This window comes from Pseudomonas aeruginosa (assembly GCF_001457615.1).
Classification (GTDB): Bacteria; Pseudomonadota; Gammaproteobacteria; order Pseudomonadales; family Pseudomonadaceae; genus Pseudomonas; species Pseudomonas aeruginosa.
The window spans coordinates 624,605-639,770 of the sequence record NZ_LN831024.1; the positions used below are offsets into that span (position 1 = coordinate 624,605).

General features: G+C 65.3%; 16 protein-coding genes. 3 read left to right on the plus strand and 13 right to left on the minus strand.

The window, feature by feature from the left end; all coding sequences use genetic code 11:
• Window positions 1-48: 48 nt before the first annotated feature.
• The 3 genes from dnaG to rpsU form a co-directional block, all read right to left on the minus strand.
• The gene (gene dnaG / locus AT700_RS02890; protein ID WP_003121834.1) at window positions 49-2,043 is read right to left on the minus strand and encodes a DNA primase; all 1,995 of its coding nucleotides are present in this window, start codon (window positions 2,041-2,043) and stop codon (window positions 49-51) included.
• Between the two features lie 82 nt (window positions 2,044-2,125).
• Window positions 2,126-2,575, minus strand: coding sequence for a GatB/YqeY domain-containing protein (locus tag AT700_RS02895; RefSeq protein ID WP_016852407.1), 450 nt, complete (start codon window positions 2,573-2,575; stop codon window positions 2,126-2,128).
• Between the two features lie 69 nt (window positions 2,576-2,644).
• Complete coding sequence (rpsU, locus tag AT700_RS02900) at window positions 2,645-2,860, minus strand: 30S ribosomal protein S21 (protein WP_003085057.1); 216 nt, start codon at window positions 2,858-2,860, stop codon at window positions 2,645-2,647.
• A gap of 200 nt (window positions 2,861-3,060) precedes the next feature.
• Here rpsU and tsaD point away from each other — a divergent pair, with 200 nt between their 5' ends.
• Window positions 3,061-4,086, plus strand: a complete 1,026-nt coding sequence (tsaD, locus tag AT700_RS02905; protein WP_009875776.1) for a tRNA (adenosine(37)-N6)-threonylcarbamoyltransferase complex transferase subunit TsaD — start codon at window positions 3,061-3,063, stop codon at window positions 4,084-4,086.
• Between the two features lie 78 nt (window positions 4,087-4,164).
• On the opposite strand, the gene plsY is transcribed toward tsaD, so the two are convergent.
• Window positions 4,165-4,734 (minus strand): glycerol-3-phosphate 1-O-acyltransferase PlsY, encoded by a 570-nt coding sequence (gene plsY, locus AT700_RS02910; RefSeq protein ID WP_003085061.1) that lies wholly within the window; start codon window positions 4,732-4,734, stop codon window positions 4,165-4,167.
• 83 nt (window positions 4,735-4,817) lie between these two features.
• On the opposite strand from plsY, the gene folB reads away from it, so the two are divergent.
• Together folB and folK are read left to right on the plus strand one after the other, a co-directional pair.
• Complete coding sequence (gene folB / locus AT700_RS02915) at window positions 4,818-5,171, plus strand: dihydroneopterin aldolase (RefSeq protein ID WP_003099587.1); 354 nt, start codon at window positions 4,818-4,820, stop codon at window positions 5,169-5,171.
• The gene (folK, locus tag AT700_RS02920; RefSeq protein ID WP_003099585.1) at window positions 5,162-5,704 is read left to right on the plus strand and encodes a 2-amino-4-hydroxy-6-hydroxymethyldihydropteridine diphosphokinase; all 543 of its coding nucleotides are present in this window, start codon (window positions 5,162-5,164) and stop codon (window positions 5,702-5,704) included. Before folB ends, folK begins: the two co-directional genes overlap by 10 nt.
• On the opposite strand, the gene AT700_RS02925 is transcribed toward folK, so the two are convergent.
• The 9 genes from AT700_RS02925 to rsmA form a co-directional block, all read right to left on the minus strand.
• Window positions 5,677-6,909, minus strand: coding sequence for a multifunctional CCA addition/repair protein (locus AT700_RS02925; protein ID WP_003099584.1), 1,233 nt, complete (start codon window positions 6,907-6,909; stop codon window positions 5,677-5,679). The genes folK and AT700_RS02925 overlap by 28 nt on opposite strands.
• Before the next feature lie 43 nt (window positions 6,910-6,952).
• Window positions 6,953-7,459 carry a DUF4136 domain-containing protein gene (locus AT700_RS02930; protein ID WP_016252919.1) on the minus strand — a complete coding sequence of 169 codons (507 nt, stop codon included), beginning with the start codon at window positions 7,457-7,459 and terminating at the stop codon, window positions 6,953-6,955.
• A 93-nt stretch (window positions 7,460-7,552) separates the two neighbouring features.
• On the minus strand, window positions 7,553-9,106 hold the full coding sequence (locus AT700_RS02935) for a SpoVR family protein (protein WP_003099581.1): 1,554 nt from the start codon (window positions 9,104-9,106) through the stop codon (window positions 7,553-7,555).
• Window positions 9,103-10,374 carry a YeaH/YhbH family protein gene (locus tag AT700_RS02940; RefSeq protein WP_003099579.1) on the minus strand — a complete coding sequence of 424 codons (1,272 nt, stop codon included), beginning with the start codon at window positions 10,372-10,374 and terminating at the stop codon, window positions 9,103-9,105. The genes AT700_RS02935 and AT700_RS02940 overlap by 4 nt, the downstream gene beginning before the upstream one ends.
• A 100-nt stretch (window positions 10,375-10,474) precedes the next feature.
• The gene (locus AT700_RS02945) at window positions 10,475-12,397 is read right to left on the minus strand and encodes a PrkA family serine protein kinase (protein ID WP_003085078.1); all 1,923 of its coding nucleotides are present in this window, start codon (window positions 12,395-12,397) and stop codon (window positions 10,475-10,477) included.
• Window positions 12,398-12,675: 278 nt separating this feature from the next.
• Window positions 12,676-13,008 (minus strand): thiosulfate sulfurtransferase GlpE, encoded by a 333-nt coding sequence (gene glpE / locus AT700_RS02950; RefSeq protein WP_003099577.1) that lies wholly within the window; start codon window positions 13,006-13,008, stop codon window positions 12,676-12,678.
• A gap of 43 nt (window positions 13,009-13,051) precedes the next feature.
• Window positions 13,052-13,903, minus strand: a complete 852-nt coding sequence (locus AT700_RS02955; protein ID WP_003113213.1) for a symmetrical bis(5'-nucleosyl)-tetraphosphatase — start codon at window positions 13,901-13,903, stop codon at window positions 13,052-13,054.
• Window positions 13,903-14,283 (minus strand): Co2+/Mg2+ efflux protein ApaG, encoded by a 381-nt coding sequence (apaG, locus tag AT700_RS02960; protein WP_003085085.1) that lies wholly within the window; start codon window positions 14,281-14,283, stop codon window positions 13,903-13,905. Before apaG ends, AT700_RS02955 begins: the two co-directional genes overlap by 1 nt.
• A gap of 36 nt (window positions 14,284-14,319) precedes the next feature.
• Window positions 14,320-15,126: a 16S rRNA (adenine(1518)-N(6)/adenine(1519)-N(6))-dimethyltransferase RsmA gene (gene rsmA, locus AT700_RS02965; RefSeq protein WP_003099569.1), complete on the minus strand. Its 807-nt coding sequence runs from the start codon at window positions 15,124-15,126 to the stop codon at window positions 14,320-14,322.
• Window positions 15,127-15,166: the final 40 nt, after the last annotated feature.

Consider the following 15,166-nt stretch of genomic DNA (forward strand, 5'->3'; position numbering starts at 1 on the left):
AAAAAATAAGCAGAGGATTATACCTGATGCCTGGGCTGAGGCGCCAGTTCAGCTCTGGGAAGGCGATGAAGCGGCAACACTGTAGTGCTCTCTGAGCAAGGCTTTCTCTTCATCGGTCAGTTCACTGTAGCTCTTCTGCATGACGCTGCGTAAACGCTCCTCCCGCTCGCCGAAACGCTGGCTCTCGGAGAGTTTAGTAATGGTGTCGAAGAACTGCTTTTCAAGGTTCTCCTGGACGATCAGCCACTCCTTCTCGCCCAGGGCCTGCAGCAGGCGGCCCTGGGGCGTGCCGTGCCAGCGCGCGATGAGTTGCATCGAGCTCTGCCGCGGGTTCTTCTGCAGGGCTTCCAGCAGGGACACCAGCAACTGGGCGTAGGTATCCTGCTCCCTGGCGAGGGTGCCCGCATCGTCGACCTTCAAGGCCAGCTGCGGATGATGCAGCAAGGTGCGCAGGGCGTTGAGGGTGGTGGACTCCACGCTGACCGGCGTTCGTTGCGGAGCCTTGAAGTCGCCGCGGCCGCCTTTGTCCCACTTCTTCTTGCCATCCCACTTCTTGCCGTCCCAGGGCTTCTTGTCCTTGTTCCAGCTCTTGCGCGGTTGCGCCTCGCCATAGCCTGGCGCAGCGTCGAACGGCGCATGGGAGGGCTCGTTCTCGTAGTAGGCGCTGGCGGCGAAATAGTCGTCGCCGTCCAAGACGCCGCTCGCTCCGTGGTCCATGGACGACGGTGGCGGGCTGTGGTGCGCCAGTTGTCCGATGTTTTCGCCGGACAGGCCGGTGATTTCCGACAGACGTTGCCGCATCAGCAGGCGCAGGTTGTTCCCGGGAATCTTCTCCAGCAGCGGCGCGGCGAGGGTCGCCAGGTGGGCCTTGCCTTCCAGGGTGGCGGGGTCGGCCTCCAGCATCAGTTGCTGGAAGAAGTACTCCGCCAGCGGCTGGGCCTGCTGGGTGATGCGTGCGCGGAAGGCATCCTCGCCCTCGGCGCGTACCAGGCTGTCCGGGTCCTCCCCCTCGGGGAGGAACAGGAAGCGCACGCGCTTGCCGTCCTGCAGGTTCGGCAGCACCGACTCCAGGGCGCGCCAGGCCGCCTTGCGGCCGGCCTGGTCGCCGTCGAAACAGAACAGGATGCTCGGTACCAGGCGGAACAGGCGCTTGATGTGTTCCTCGCTGGTCGCCGTGCCGAGGGTCGCCACCGCGTTGCGGATGCCTTGCTGGGCCAGGGCGATGACATCCATGTAGCCCTCGACCACCATGATCTCGTCGAGGTCGCGATTCTTCTGCCGGGCTTCGTAGAGTCCGTAGAGTTCCTGGCCCTTGTGGAAGACCGGAGTCTCCGGGGAGTTCAGGTACTTCGGCTTGTCGTCGCCGAGCACCCGGCCGCCGAAGGCGATGATCCGCCCGCGGCTGTCGCGGATCGGGAACATCACGCGATCGCGGAAGCGGTCGTAGCGCTTGCCGGTGTCGCTGTTCTCCACCAGCAGGCCGGCGTCGAGCATGGCCTTGAGTTGCAGGTTGTCGCCACCCAGGTGCTTGAGCAGGTTGTCCCAGCCGGGCGGGGCGAAACCGAGGCCGAAGTCGCGGGCGATCTCGCCGGTCAGGCCGCGGCCCTTCAGGTAGTTCACCGCGGCCTTGCGCGCCGGGTGGCTTTTCAGCGCCTGCTTGTAGAACTCGGCGGCGGCGCTGAGCAGCGGGTAGAGCGGCGAGTCGGTCGGCTGGCGCGGCGTGTGCCCGCGTCCGCCGCGTTCCTCGCGCGGCACGTCCATGCCGGCGCGCTTGGCCAGTTCCTCGACCGCCTGGGGGAACTCCAGCTGGTCGTGGTCCATGACGAAGCCGAGCGCGTTGCCGCCGGCGCCGCAGCCGAAGCAGTAGTAGAACTGCTTGTCCGGGCTGACGGTGAACGAGGGAGTCTTTTCCTTGTGGAACGGGCAGCAGGCGCTGTAGTTCTTGCCGGTTTTCTTCAGTTGGATGCGTGAACTCACCACCTCGACGATGTCGGTGCGGTTCAGCAGGTCATCGATGAAGCTTTGCGGTATCAGGCCGGCCATGGTGTTCTCGAAAACGACGGCGCGTGGGCGCAGAGCGGCAGCATAGCAATTATCGCCGGGCCGATCAGGCCGGCGCGGTGTTTCAGGAGGAGAGGCGCGCCTTCAGGCGCTGGCTGACCTGTGCCATGTCGACGCGACCCTGGACCTGCGGTCGCAGCAGGTTCATCGCCTTGCCCATGTCCTGCGGACCCTGGGCGCCGCTGTCGACGATGCTGCGCTCGATCAGGGCGTCGATATCATGGTCGTCCAGGGGCTTGGGCATGAAGTCCTGGAGCACGAGGATCTCGGCAGCCTCGACCTCGGCGAGGTCCTGGCGGCCGGCGTCGCTGAACTGGCGCTGGGCGTCGCGGCGCTGCTTGATCATCCGGTCGAGGATCAGCAGGGCTCGGGCGTCATCCACCTCGATGCGTTCGTCGACTTCGACGCGCTTGATGTCCGCGAGGGCCAGGCGCAACGTGGTCAGCCGCGGCTTGTCCTGGGCGCGCATGGCGACCTTGACGGCGTCGAGGAGGCGGGATTTGATTTCGCTCATGGCGGAAAGCCGAAAGCCCGGCCGGGGCCGGGCTGAGGCACGATCACTGACGCGTGGGCGTCGAGTGGATCAGTACAGGCGCTCGCGACGGCGCTGTTCGCGCTGTACTTTCTTCGCGTGGCGCTTCACTGCGGCAGCGGCCTTGCGCTTGCGCTCGGCAGTGGGCTTCTCGTAGAACTCGCGGCTGCGAACTTCAGCCAGTACACCTGCTTTTTCGCAGGAGCGCTTGAAACGACGCAGGGCTACGTCGAAGGGTTCGTTCTCTTTTACTTTGACGGCTGGCATCCAGGTCGTACCTTCACTGATTACCGGGGGTTGAACGTACTCCGGCAAGGTGGCGCGGATACGTCGGTTTTCAAGGGTTGCGGATATTAACGGTTCGGCCGGAGGAATGCAAAGCCTCCGATCGAAAAACACTGGTCTGGCGCAAAGCCGCCGATTATCATGCGCGGCTTCGTATTTGCCAAGCTCTAAGGCTCAAGCCCATGCGCGTGCTGGGACTGGAAACGTCCTGCGACGAAACCGGCGTCGCCCTTTACGACAGCGAACGCGGCCTGCTGGCCGACGCGCTGTTCAGTCAGATCGACCTCCATCGCGTCTACGGCGGCGTCGTGCCCGAGCTGGCCTCGCGCGACCACGTCAAGCGCATGCTGCCGCTGATCCGCCAGGTGCTCGACGAGTCCGGCTGCACGCCGGCGGATATCGACGCGATCGCCTATACCGCCGGCCCCGGCCTGGTCGGCGCCCTGCTGGTGGGGGCTTCCTGTGCCCAGGCGATGGCCTTCGCCTGGGGCGTGCCGGCGGTCGGCGTGCACCACATGGAAGGGCACCTGCTGGCGCCGATGCTGGAAGAGCAGCCACCGCAGTTCCCGTTCGTCGCCTTGCTGGTTTCCGGCGGTCACACCCAGTTGGTGCGGGTGGACGGCATCGGTCGCTACCAGTTGCTTGGCGAATCGGTGGACGATGCCGCCGGCGAAGCCTTCGACAAGACCGCCAAGCTGATCGGCCTGGGCTATCCCGGCGGTCCGGAAATCGCCCGCCTGGCGGAGCTCGGCACTCCTGGCCGCTTCGTGTTCCCGCGGCCGATGACCGATCGCCCCGGCCTGGACTTCAGCTTCAGCGGGCTCAAGACCTTTACCCTGAACACCTGGCAGCGTTGCGTCGAGGCCGGCGACGACAGCGAGCAGACCCGCTGCGACATCGCCCTGGCGTTCCAGACCGCGGTGGTCGAGACCCTGCTGATCAAGTGCCGTCGCGCCTTGAAGCAGACCGGCCTGAAGAACCTGGTGATCGCCGGCGGCGTCAGCGCCAACCAGGCGCTGCGCAGCGGCCTGGAAAAGATGCTCGGCGAAATGAAGGGGCAGGTGTTCTACGCCCGCCCGCGCTTCTGCACCGACAATGGCGCGATGATCGCCTACGCCGGCTGCCAGCGCCTGCTCGCCGGCCAGCATGACGGCCCGGCGATCAGCGTCCAGCCGCGCTGGCCGATGGAGTCGCTGCCGGCGGTCTGAGTGGCCGCCAGGTCGCAGTCAGGCAGGTGTCGATGACGCAGCTGGGCCAGACTGCATGAAGTTTTTTCCTTTTATGGATTAGAAATGCCGTTCGCGGCCGGCGAACAGATCGCGTAAGTTGGCGCGGTGCCGCCAGACGATCAGGCCGGTCAGCACGGTCATCGGCAGCAGCGCTCCGGGCTGCTGCCAGGCCAGCAACGGCAGGGTCAGCGGGGTGGCCACCAGCGAGGCGAGCGAGCTGGTGCGCGACAGCTTGAAGGTCAGCAGCCAGGCCGCCGCGGCCAGCAGTACGGCCGGCGGATAGAGGCCGAGGAGCATGCCCGCGGCGGTGGCGACACCCTTGCCGCCGCGGAAGTTGAAGTACAGCGGGTACAGGTGGCCGATCACGGCGGCGATGCCGACCCAGGCCTCCTCCATCACGCCGAGCCCCAGCCAGCGGGCGACCAGCACCGGCAGCAGGCCTTTGCCGACGTCGCCGAGCAGGGTCAGGATGGCGAGTTTCTTCCCGGCGACGCGCAGCATGTTGGTCGCGCCGGGGTTGCCGGAACCGCTGGCGCGCGGGTCCTGGGTGCCGAACCAGCGGCTGAGCAGGACGGCGAAGGAGAGGGAACCGAGCAGGTAGGCGAGGATCGCCAGTAGCCAGACCATGGATTCCACCGAGGACGAGGGTGTCCTCGATTCTAACGGGGCGGCGCACGCTTGTCGTGGCATCCCTTGGAGCGGATAGCGAAGTGGACAGAGTTTTTATCGAAGGCTTGGAGGTCGATACCGTCATCGGCGTGTACGACTGGGAGCGCGGCATCCGTCAGTGCCTGCGCCTGGACCTGACCCTGGGCTGGGACAACCGTCCGGCCGCCGCGGGCGACGATCTCGCCCTGGCGCTGGACTATGCCGCGTTGTCCGAGCGGGTGCAGGAGTTCGCCCGGGAATCGCATTTCCAGTTGGTGGAAACCTTCGCCGAGCGCCTCGCCGAGGTACTGATGGGCGAGCGCGGCATTCCCTGGCTGCGCATCCGCGTGACCAAGCCCGGCGCGGTGCCGGCGGCCCGTGGCGTTGGCGTGGAGATCGAACGCGGATGTCGCTGATCCCGGTCTACCTCGGCCTCGGCAGCAATGTCGAGCGTGAGCGCCATCTGCATGCCGGCCTCGATGCGCTGGCCGCTTTCCTTCATGACCTGCGTTGTTCGCCGGTATTCGAGAGCGAGCCGGTGGGTATCAAGAGCGGGCCGTTCTTCAACCTGGTGGTGTCTGCCCGCACCGATCTGCCGCTGGCCGAACTGAGCCTGCGACTCAAGCACATCGAGGCCGACAATGGCCGCTATGCGCCAGAGCGCAAGGGGCTGCCGCTGGATATCGACGTGCTGTTCTACGGCGACCTGGTGGGCGATTTCGATGGCCTGGTGCTGCCGCGCGCCGAAGTGCTGAAGAACGCTTTCGTGCTCTGGCCCTTGTCCGAGCTGGCGCCGAACCTGGAGCATCCGGTCGCCCGCCAGCCGCTGGGCGATCTCTGGCGCGAGACGAGGATCCAGCAGAAGCTCTGGCCGGCGCCATTCGAATGGCGTGGCCAGGCGTTGACTCCCGAAGCGCTGCTTCAGGCCTTTCCGCGTTCTTCCTTGTAGGCCTTGAGTGCGGCGAGGCGCGCACGCTTCAGCGCCTCGCCCAGTTCCGCGCCCTTCAAGCCCTTTTCCACCAGCGGCTTCACGCTGACTGCCCGCGCTGCCTGCGCCGCGCCGAGCAGGTAGGCGGCCTGCGGATAGTCCCGCTGTTCCAGGCCGAGGCGGCCGCGCGCGTCCATCTCGCTGGCGGCGACGAACTCCTCGAAACGCTGCGGGCGGCGATACACGTCGAAGCTCTGCAACAGCTCCAGCAGTGTATTCGGGCGCAGCTCCAGCGCCCGATGGGCGTGGGTGTGGTACTCGCCCACCAGGCGCGCCAGTTCCTGGCAGTCGCGCGGCACCCTGAAGCGCTGGTTCACCGCATCGATCAACGGCACGCCGCGGGCCTCGTGGGCGATATGGCGGGGCCAGTCCGCTTCGCTGGTGAGTCCCTTGCCCAGGTCGTGCAGCAGGCAGGCCCAGCGTACGCTGAGCGGCTGCCGGTGGCGGGCGCATTGCTGCAATACCGACAGGACATGGACGCCGGTATCGATTTCCGGATGGTGGGCCGCCGGCTGCGGTACGCCGAATAGCGCCTCGACTTCCGGGATCAGTTCGGCCAGGGCGCCGCAGTCGTGCAGGACCTGGATGAAGACCTCGGGGTTGGGTTCCATCAGGGCTCGGGAAATTTCCTTCCAACTGCGCTCCGGGGTCAGCGCCTGCAACTCGCCGGATTCCGCCAGTTGGCGCATCAGGGCGAGGGTTTCGGCGGCGACCCGGAAGCCCAGGCCGGCGTAGCGGGCGGCGAAGCGCGCTACGCGCAGGACCCGCAGGGGATCCTCGGCGAACGCCGGGGAAACGTGACGCAGCAGGCGCGCCTCGAGGTCGGCCTGGCCGCCGTAGGGGTCTATTACCCGGCCCTGTTCGTCCTCGGCCATGGCGTTGATGGTCAGGTCACGGCGAGTCAGGTCTTCCTCCAGGGTCACCTCGGGGCTGGCATGGAAGGTGAAGCCGCCGTAGCCGCGCCCGCTCTTTCGCTCGGTGCGCGCCAGGGCGTATTCCTCGCCGCTCTGCGGATGAAGGAAGACCGGGAAGTCGGCGCCCACCGGGCGGTAGCCGCGGGCGAGCATCTCGTCGCTGCTGGCACCGACCACCACCCAGTCGATATCGGTGACCGGACGGCCGAGAAGGCGATCGCGCACGGCGCCGCCGACCTTGTAAATCTGCATGGGAATCCTCCGCGTGATAGGCGGAAGTCTACCCCAGGGTGTCCTAGCGGGCGCGTGGAAGCAGCCGGAGCAGGGCGCCGACCGCCAGTTCGAGCTGTTCCGGATTGGCCCTGGCGGGGCTGAGGCCGGTGCTTACCATACCTTCCCAGAGAACGCGCTCCTCCAGGTCGACCAGGCGCACGCGCAATGTCCCGGTTTCGTCGCGCAGGCTGTGGATCGCCAGATAAGGCCCCATGCCGGAGGTGGGCGGAAGGTCGGGGCGGAATTCCAGCGGTGCGTCGCGTAGCGCCAGCCAGTAGTAGACGCGGAATTGCGGGGTAGCGCTCTCGTGGTAGCCGTGGGTCGCCAGTCCCTGGCGCAGCTCTGCGTTTATCAGCGGATAGCGGTTGCGGTAGGGCAGGGCGTCGACCGCCTGTTCCGGCGGCATCAACTGGAAACCTTGCAGGCCGGGCAGTCCGGCGCTGGCCGGATGGGTCACCCGGGCGCTGGGGATGTGGCTGGCGCAGGTGGCCAGGACGAGGCAGAGCAGGACGATGGCGAACAGGCGCATGGCGGCTCCCGTGGACGGCCGGCTTCTTGTTCTGCTGTGGGCGGCCCGACCGTGCCGGCATGCTGGCCGGCGGTCGGGGCGGACGTCAACCGATCAAATGGGCGGGATGATCAGGTCCAAACGCGGGTAGCCTTCCTCGCCCTCGCTGGCGCCCTTGGGCGGCATGTGGTGGGTCTGCACGAGCTGGTCGCCCTGTAGGGTCTCCAGGTGGATATCGAAGCCCCACAAGCGATGCAGGTGCTTGAGCACGTCGGCGGTGGAATCGCTCAGCGGCTGGCGGTCGAACTGCTGGTGGCGCAGGGTCAGCGAGCGGTCGCCGCGACGGTCGACGTTCCAGATCTGGATGTTCGGCTCGCGGTTGCCGAGGTTGTACTGCGCCGCCAGGGTCTCGCGGATGGTGCGGTAGCCGGCTTCGTCGTGGATCGCCGCGACCAGCAGGTCGTCCTTCTGGTCGTCGTCGAGAATGCTGAACAGCTTCAGGTCGCGAATCACCTTGGGCGAGAGGAACTGCAGGATGAAGCTTTCGTCCTTGAAGCTCTTCATGGCGAACTTCAGCGTGGCCAGCCAGTCGCTGCCGGCGATATCCGGGAACCAGCGGCGGTCCTCGTCGGTAGGTTCCTCGCAGATGCGGCGGATGTCGCGGTACATGGCGAAGCCCAGGGCGTAGGGGTTGATGCCGCTGTAGTAGGGGCTGTCGAAGGACGGCTGGTAGACCACGCTGGTGTGGTATTGCAGGAACTCCATCATGAAGCCGTCGTTGACCAGGCCTTCGTCGTAGAGGTCGTTGAGCAGCGTGTAGTGCCAGAAGGTCGCCCAGCCTTCGTTCATCACCTGGGTCTGGCGTTGCGGGTAGAAATACTGGGCGATCTTGCGCACGATGCGGATCACCTCGCGCTGCCAGGGCTCCAGAAGCGGCGCGTTCTTCTCGATGAAGTAGAGGATGTTCTCCTGCGGCTCGCTCGGATAGCGCGCCATGGATTGTTCCTTGTCCTTGCCGCCGACGCGCGGGATGGTCCGCCAGAGGTCGTTGACCTGGCGCTGGATCAGTTCCTCGCGCTCCTTCTGCCGCTGCCGCTCCTCTTCCGCGGAAATCGGGTAGGGACGCTTGTAGCGGTCGACACCGTAGTTCATCAGGGCGTGGCAGGAGTCGAGCAGGTCTTCCACCGCGTCGATCCCGTAGCGCTCCTCGCACTGCATGATGTACTGCTTGGCGAACACCAGGTAATCGATGATCGAACTGGCATCGGTCCAGGTGCGGAACAGGTAGTTGCCCTTGAAGAAACTGTTGTGCCCGTAGCAGGCGTGGGCGATCACCAGCGCCTGCATGCACTGGGTGTTTTCCTCCATCAGGTAGGCGATGCAGGGGTCGGAGTTGATCACGATCTCGTAGGCCAGGCCCATCTGGCCACGCTTGTAGTTCTTTTCCGTGCTGAGGAAGTGCTTGCCGTAGGACCAGTGGTTATAGCCGATCGGCATGCCCACCGAGGCGTAGGCGTCCATCATCTGCTCGGCGGTGATCACCTCGATCTGGTTCGGATAGGTATCCAGGGCATAGCGCTCGGCGATCCTGCTGATTTCCCGGTCGTACTGCTGGATCAGCTCGAAGGTCCATTCCGAGCCGGTGGCGATGGGCTGGCGCTTGCTCATGCGACGAGCCTCCTCTGGAACAGCTCGCGGAACACCGGGTAGATGTCCGATGCCGAGACGATCTGCTGCTGGGCGAAGCTGTCTTCGAAGGCTTCGCGCACGCGCTCGTACTCGAACCACAGGGCCTGGTGTTCGCGCGGGGTGATCTCGACGTAGGTGTAGTACTGGACGAACGGCATGATCTGCTTGAGGAGGATGTCCCGGCACACCGGCGAGTCGTCGTTCCAGTTGTCGCCGTCCGAGGCCTGGGCGGCGTAGATGTTCCACTCATGGGTCGGATAGCGCTCGGCCATGATCTCCTGCATCATCTTCAGCGCGCTGGAGACGATGGTGCCGCCGGTCTCGCGGGAGTAGAAGAACTCCTCCTCGTCGACCTCGCGGGCGCTGGTGTGGTGGCGGATGAACACCACTTCGATCTTCTCGTAGTTCCGCTTGAGGAACAGGTAGAGCAGGATGAAGAAGCGCTTGGCGATGTCCTTGGTCGCCTGGGTCATCGAGCCGGAGACGTCCATCAGGCAGAACATCACCGCCTTGGAGGTGGGGTTGGGCTGCTTGACCAGCAGGTTGTACTTGAGATCGAAGGTATCGAGGAACGGCACCCGGTCGATGCGCGCGCGGAGCTTGGCGATTTCCAGCTCGAGTTCCTGGATATCGCCGAGGTTGTCCGGCTCTTCGCGCTTGATCCGCTCCAGTTCCTTCAGCGCCGCGCGCAGCTTGGCCCGGCTGCCGCCGGACAGCGCGATGCGCCGCGCATGGGCCGAGCGCAGGGTGCGGACGATGTTGATGCGCGACGGGTTGCCGTCGTTGCTGATGCCGGCGCGGACGGTCTTGAAGGTGTCGGTGCCGGTGATGTGGCGCTTGACCAGGTTGGGCAGCTCCAGGTCCTCGAACATGAAGTCGAGGAATTCCTCCTGGGTGATCTGGAAGACGAAGTCGTCCATGCCTTCGCCGCTGTTGCTGGCCTTGCCGCCGCCGCGGCCGCCCCCGCCGCCGGATGGGCGGGCGATGTGCTCGCCGGCGGTGAATTCCTTGTTGCCGGGGTGGACGACGGTCTGCCGCCCGCCGCGGCCATGGTGCAGCACCGGTTCGTCGATATCGCGCCCGGGAATGCTGATCTGCTCGCCGTGCTCCATGTCGGTAATGGAGCGCCGGCTGACGGCCTCCTCGACGGCCTTCTTGATGTGTTCACGGTAGCGCCTCAGGAAGCGCTGGCGGTTCACCGTGCTCTTGTTCTTGCCGTTCAGACGCCGGTCGATGACGTAGCTCATGAATGCTCCTCAGGGCCTGTGGCGCCCCGCCGGAGCGGAGGCGCCGAGGTCCGAATGCGACGGCGACCGGTACGGTCGCAGCGACCGTACCGATGGCAGACTACTGCGACTTGCGAACCCGCAGGTACCATTCCGACAGCAGGCGGACCTGCTTCTCGGTGTAGCCGCGCTCGACCATGCGTTTGACGAAGTCGTTGTGCTTCTGCTGGTCCTCCTTGCTGGCCTTGGCGTTGAAGCTGATGACCGGAAGCAGGTCCTCGGTGTTGGAGAACATCTTCTTCTCGATCACTACGCGCAGCTTCTCGTAGGACAGCCAGCTCGGATTCTTGCCGTTGTTGCCGGCGCGGGCGCGCAGCACGAAGTTGACGATCTCGTTGCGGAAGTCCTTCGGGTTGCTGATGCCGGCGGGTTTCTCGATCTTCTCCAGTTCCTCGTTGAGGGCGGCGCGGTTGAGGATCTCGCCGGTTTCCGGGTCGCGGTATTCCTGGTCCTGGATCCAGAAGTCGGCGTACAGCACATAGCGGTCGAAGATGTTCTGACCGTATTCGCTGTAGGACTCCAGGTAGGCGGTCTGGATTTCCTTGCCGATGAACTCGACGTAGCGCGGCGCCAGGTATTCCTTGATGAAGCGCAGGTAGCGCTCGCGGGTTTCCGGCTGGAACTGTTCCTGCTCGATCTGCTGTTCGAGGACGTAGAGCAGGTGCACCGGGTTGGCCGCTACCTCGTGCGGGTCGAAGTTGAATACCTTGGAGAGGATCTTGAAGGCGAAGCGGGTGGAAAGCCCGGCCATGCCTTCGTCGACCCCGGCCGAGTCGCGGTATTCCTGGATCGACTTGGCCTTGGGATCGGTATCTTTCAGGTTTTCGCCGTCATATACCCGCATCTTCGAGTAGATATTCGAGTTTTCCGGCTCTTTCAGCCTCGACAGCACGGAGAACTGCGAGAGCATCTTCAGGGTGTCCGGCGCGCAGTGGGCATGCGCCAGCGAGCTGTTGACCAGCAACTTGTCGTAGATCTTGATCTCGTCCGCCACGCGCAGGCAGTACGGCACCTTGACGATGTAGATGCGGTCGATGAAGGCCTCGTTGTTCTTGTTGTTGCGGAAACTGTGCCATTCCGATTCGTTGGAGTGAGCCAGGATGATGCCGCTGTAGGGCAGGGCGCCGAGACCTTCGGTGCTGTTGTAGTTGCCTTCCTGGGTCGCGGTCAGCAGCGGGTGCAGGACCTTGATCGGGGCCTTGAACATCTCGACGAATTCCATCAGGCCCTGGTTGGCCCGGCAGAGGGCGCCCGAATAGCTGTAGGCGTCCGCGTCGTTCTGCGGGTATTCCTCCAGCTTGCGGATGTCGACCTTGCCGACCAGCGCGGATATGTCCTGGTTGTTCTCGTCGCCGGGCTCGGTCTTGGCGATGGCGATCTGGTTGAGGATCGAGGGGTACAGCTTGACCACGCGGAACTGGCTGATGTCGCCGCCGAACTCGTTGAGGCGCTTGGTTGCCCAGGGCGACATGATCGAGCGCAGGTAGCGCCTCGGGATGCCGTAGTCCTCCTCGAGGATGGCGCCGTCTTCGTCGGGGTTGAACAAGCCCAGCGGCGACTCGAAGACCGGTGAGCCCTTGATCGCGTAGAAGGGCACCTTCTCCATCAGTTGCTTGAGTTTTTCCGCCAGGGAGGATTTACCGCCGCCGACCGGGCCGAGCAGGTAAAGGATCTGCTTCTTCTCCTCCAGGCCCTGGGCCGCGTGGCGGAAGAACGCGACGATCTGGTCGATGCATTCCTCCATGCCGTGGAAGTCGGCGAACGCCGGGTAGCGGCGAATCACCTTGTTGGAGAAGATCCGCGACAGCCTGGAGTCCACCGAGGTGTCCAGCAACTCCGGCTCGCCGATCGCCATCAGCAGGCGCTCGGCGGCGGAGGCATAGGCTGTCTTGTCTTGCTTGCAGAGGTCGAGATATTCCTGGAGGGAATATTCCTCTTGACGGGTCGCTTCGAAGCGTTCCTGGAAGTGACTGAAAATGCTCATGACGTCTCCTCGCTCGATGCAGTGAGCCGGCGCGGGATCGGTCGTGCGGGTGCGGGGGGGCCGCCAGCCAGGCCGGCGAGAATCCCCCAGACTCCGTCGCTGCACGGTGCTTCCCTTTCCGCCAGCGCTCCTAACGGTCACAGCCGATGGCCCGGAAGCCGGTGTGCCGGCTCTCCCCTGTTTTGGATGGCCTGAGGAAAAGAATAGTTCGTTCTGGACGGAGTAAAGGAAGAAAGGCGAGAGAAGTTACAGTTTTTTTGGCGGGGTAGCGGCGCGGCCTACTCCGCTTCGCCGCTGCTGGTATCCGCGGGATAGACGCTGCGCCATAGCTCGAAGCCGCCGTCGAGGCTGTAGACGTCGCTGAAGCCCTGCTGGATGAAATAGGCGGCGGCGCTCTGGCTGGAGTTACCGTGGTAGCAGACCACCACCAGCGGAGCGTCGAGGTCGGCGGCGGCGATGAAGTCCGCCACCGAGTGGTTGTCGATGTGCCGCGAGCCGCTGATGTGGCCGACAGCGAAGCTCTGCGGGTCGCGGATGTCGACCACCTGGGCGCCGTTTTCGCGGAGCTGGCGGGCCTGTTCGGGGGCGATGCGCTGGAAGGTGTCGCTCATGTCGGGGTACCTGTGTACAGGGCGTCCACCGGACGCCGGGGATTCATGCGGGCGTGGCGGCGGGTCTGGCCGGCGCGCGCTGTTCGGCGCAATCGCAGCTCAGGCGTTCGCCGCTGTCGACGTTCAGCAGGGTCATCCGCGCGCCCCAGACGCAGCCGGTGTCCAGGGCGAACAGGCCGGGCTCGTCGCAGTGGCCTTCGAGGGCCGCCCAGTGGCCGAAGATGATCTTCTCGCCGCGGGTCTTGCGCGAAGGGAAGCTGAACCAGGGGGCGTAGCCGGGCGGCGCGGTGTCGAGGCCTTCCTTGCTCTTCAGGTCGAGCTTGCCATCTTCGGTGCAGAAACGCATGCGGGTGAAGTAGTTGGTGATCACCCTCAGGCGGTCGATGCCATGCAGCTTCTTGTCCCACTTGGCCGGTTCGTTGCCGTACATGCCGTCGAGGAACAGCGGCAGGCGCTGGTCGTCGCGCAATGCTTGCTCCACCTCGGCTGCGCGCAGGCGGGCTTTTTCCAGGCTCCACTGCGGGGGGATGCCGGCATGCACCAGGGCGACCTTGCGTTGTTCGTCGTAGTGCAGCAGCGGCAGGCGACGCAGCCAGTCGAGCAGTGGCTCGCGGTCCGGCGCCTCGAGGATTTCCCGCAGCGTGTCGGACTTCTTCAGGCGCTCGGACTTGTGCGCCACCGCCAGCAGGTGCAGGTCGTGGTTGCCCAGGACGCTGACCACCGACTCGCGCATGGCATAGAGGAAGCGCAGCGTCTCCAGGGACTGCGGGCCGCGGTTGACCAGGTCGCCGACCAGCCACAGGCGGTCCTTGGCCGGGTCGAAGGCGACGCGCTCCAGCAGGCATTTCAGGGGATCCAGGCAACCCTGCAGGTCGCCTACCGCGTAGACCGCCATCAGTGCAGCGCTCCCGGTACGGCCAGGCGAAACACCGGGATCGCGGCGTCGAAGGCGATTCCGTCGCTGCCGAGCATCTGGTAGCTGCCGCGCATGCTGCCGACCCGGGTCGCCAGCACCGTGCCGCTGGTGTAGGTGTGTTGCGCGCCGGGGGCGATCAGCGGTTGCTCGCCGACCACGCCGGCGCCGCGAACTTCCTGGGTACGGCCGTCGCCGTCGGTGATGATCCAGTGGCGCGACAGCAGTTGGGCCGGAACCTCGCCCTGGTTCTCGATGGTCACCGTGTAGGCGAAGGCGAAACGGTTCTGCTCCGGGGCGGACTGTTCCGGAAGGTAGCGGGTGTCGACCCTGACGTTGACCTGGTGCTGGGTATCGCTCATACGGCTTGCCTGATTCCTGACGAGTGTCTCACCAGACTAACGATTGCCTGGCAGCTCGGCCAGCCGGTTGGCCAGGCGGACGAATGCGGCCAGGTCGAGTTGTTCGGGACGGAGGGTCGGATCGACCTCTGCGGCCTCGATGTCCTCGACGCTCAGGAGAGGCTTGAGGGTGTTGCGCAGGGTCTTGCGGCGCTGGTTGAAGGCCTCGCGGACCACCCGCTCGAGCAGTTTCGGATCGCGTGCCGGATGGGGCGGCTCGGCGAAGGGGGTGAGACGGACGATGGCCGAGTCGACCTTGGGCGGCGGGTTGAACGCGCCGGGGCCGACGTTGAACAGGTGCTCCACCCGACAGTGATACTGGACCATGATCGAGAGCCGGCCCCAGTCTCCGCCGCCCGGCGTGGCCGCCAGGCGCTCCACCACTTCCTTTTGCAGCATGAAGTGCATGTCCTCGATCACCGGCGCGTGCTCCAGCAGATGGAAGATCAGTGGCGTGGAGATGTTGTAGGGCAGGTTGCCGACCACTCGCAGCTTCTCGCCGCTCTCCACCAGCGAGGCGAAATCGAACTTGAGGGCGTCGCCCTGGTGCAGGCTGAAGCGCGACTCGAGGCCGAATTTCAGCTTCAACAGGGGGATCAGGTCCTGGTCGAGCTCGATCACGTCCAGGCGTGCGCCGCTGCCCAGCAGTCCCTCGGTCAGGGCGCCCTGGCCCGGGCCGATCTCCAGCAGGCGCTGACCCTCGCGGGCATGGATGGCACGGAGGATGCGGTGAATCACCCCGGCATCGTGCAGGAAGTTCTGGCCGAAGCGCTTGCGCGCGCGGTGTTGGTAAAGCTCGGACATTGGAAACGGTTCCAGGCTGCGGGCCCCAGGCCAAGGCGGG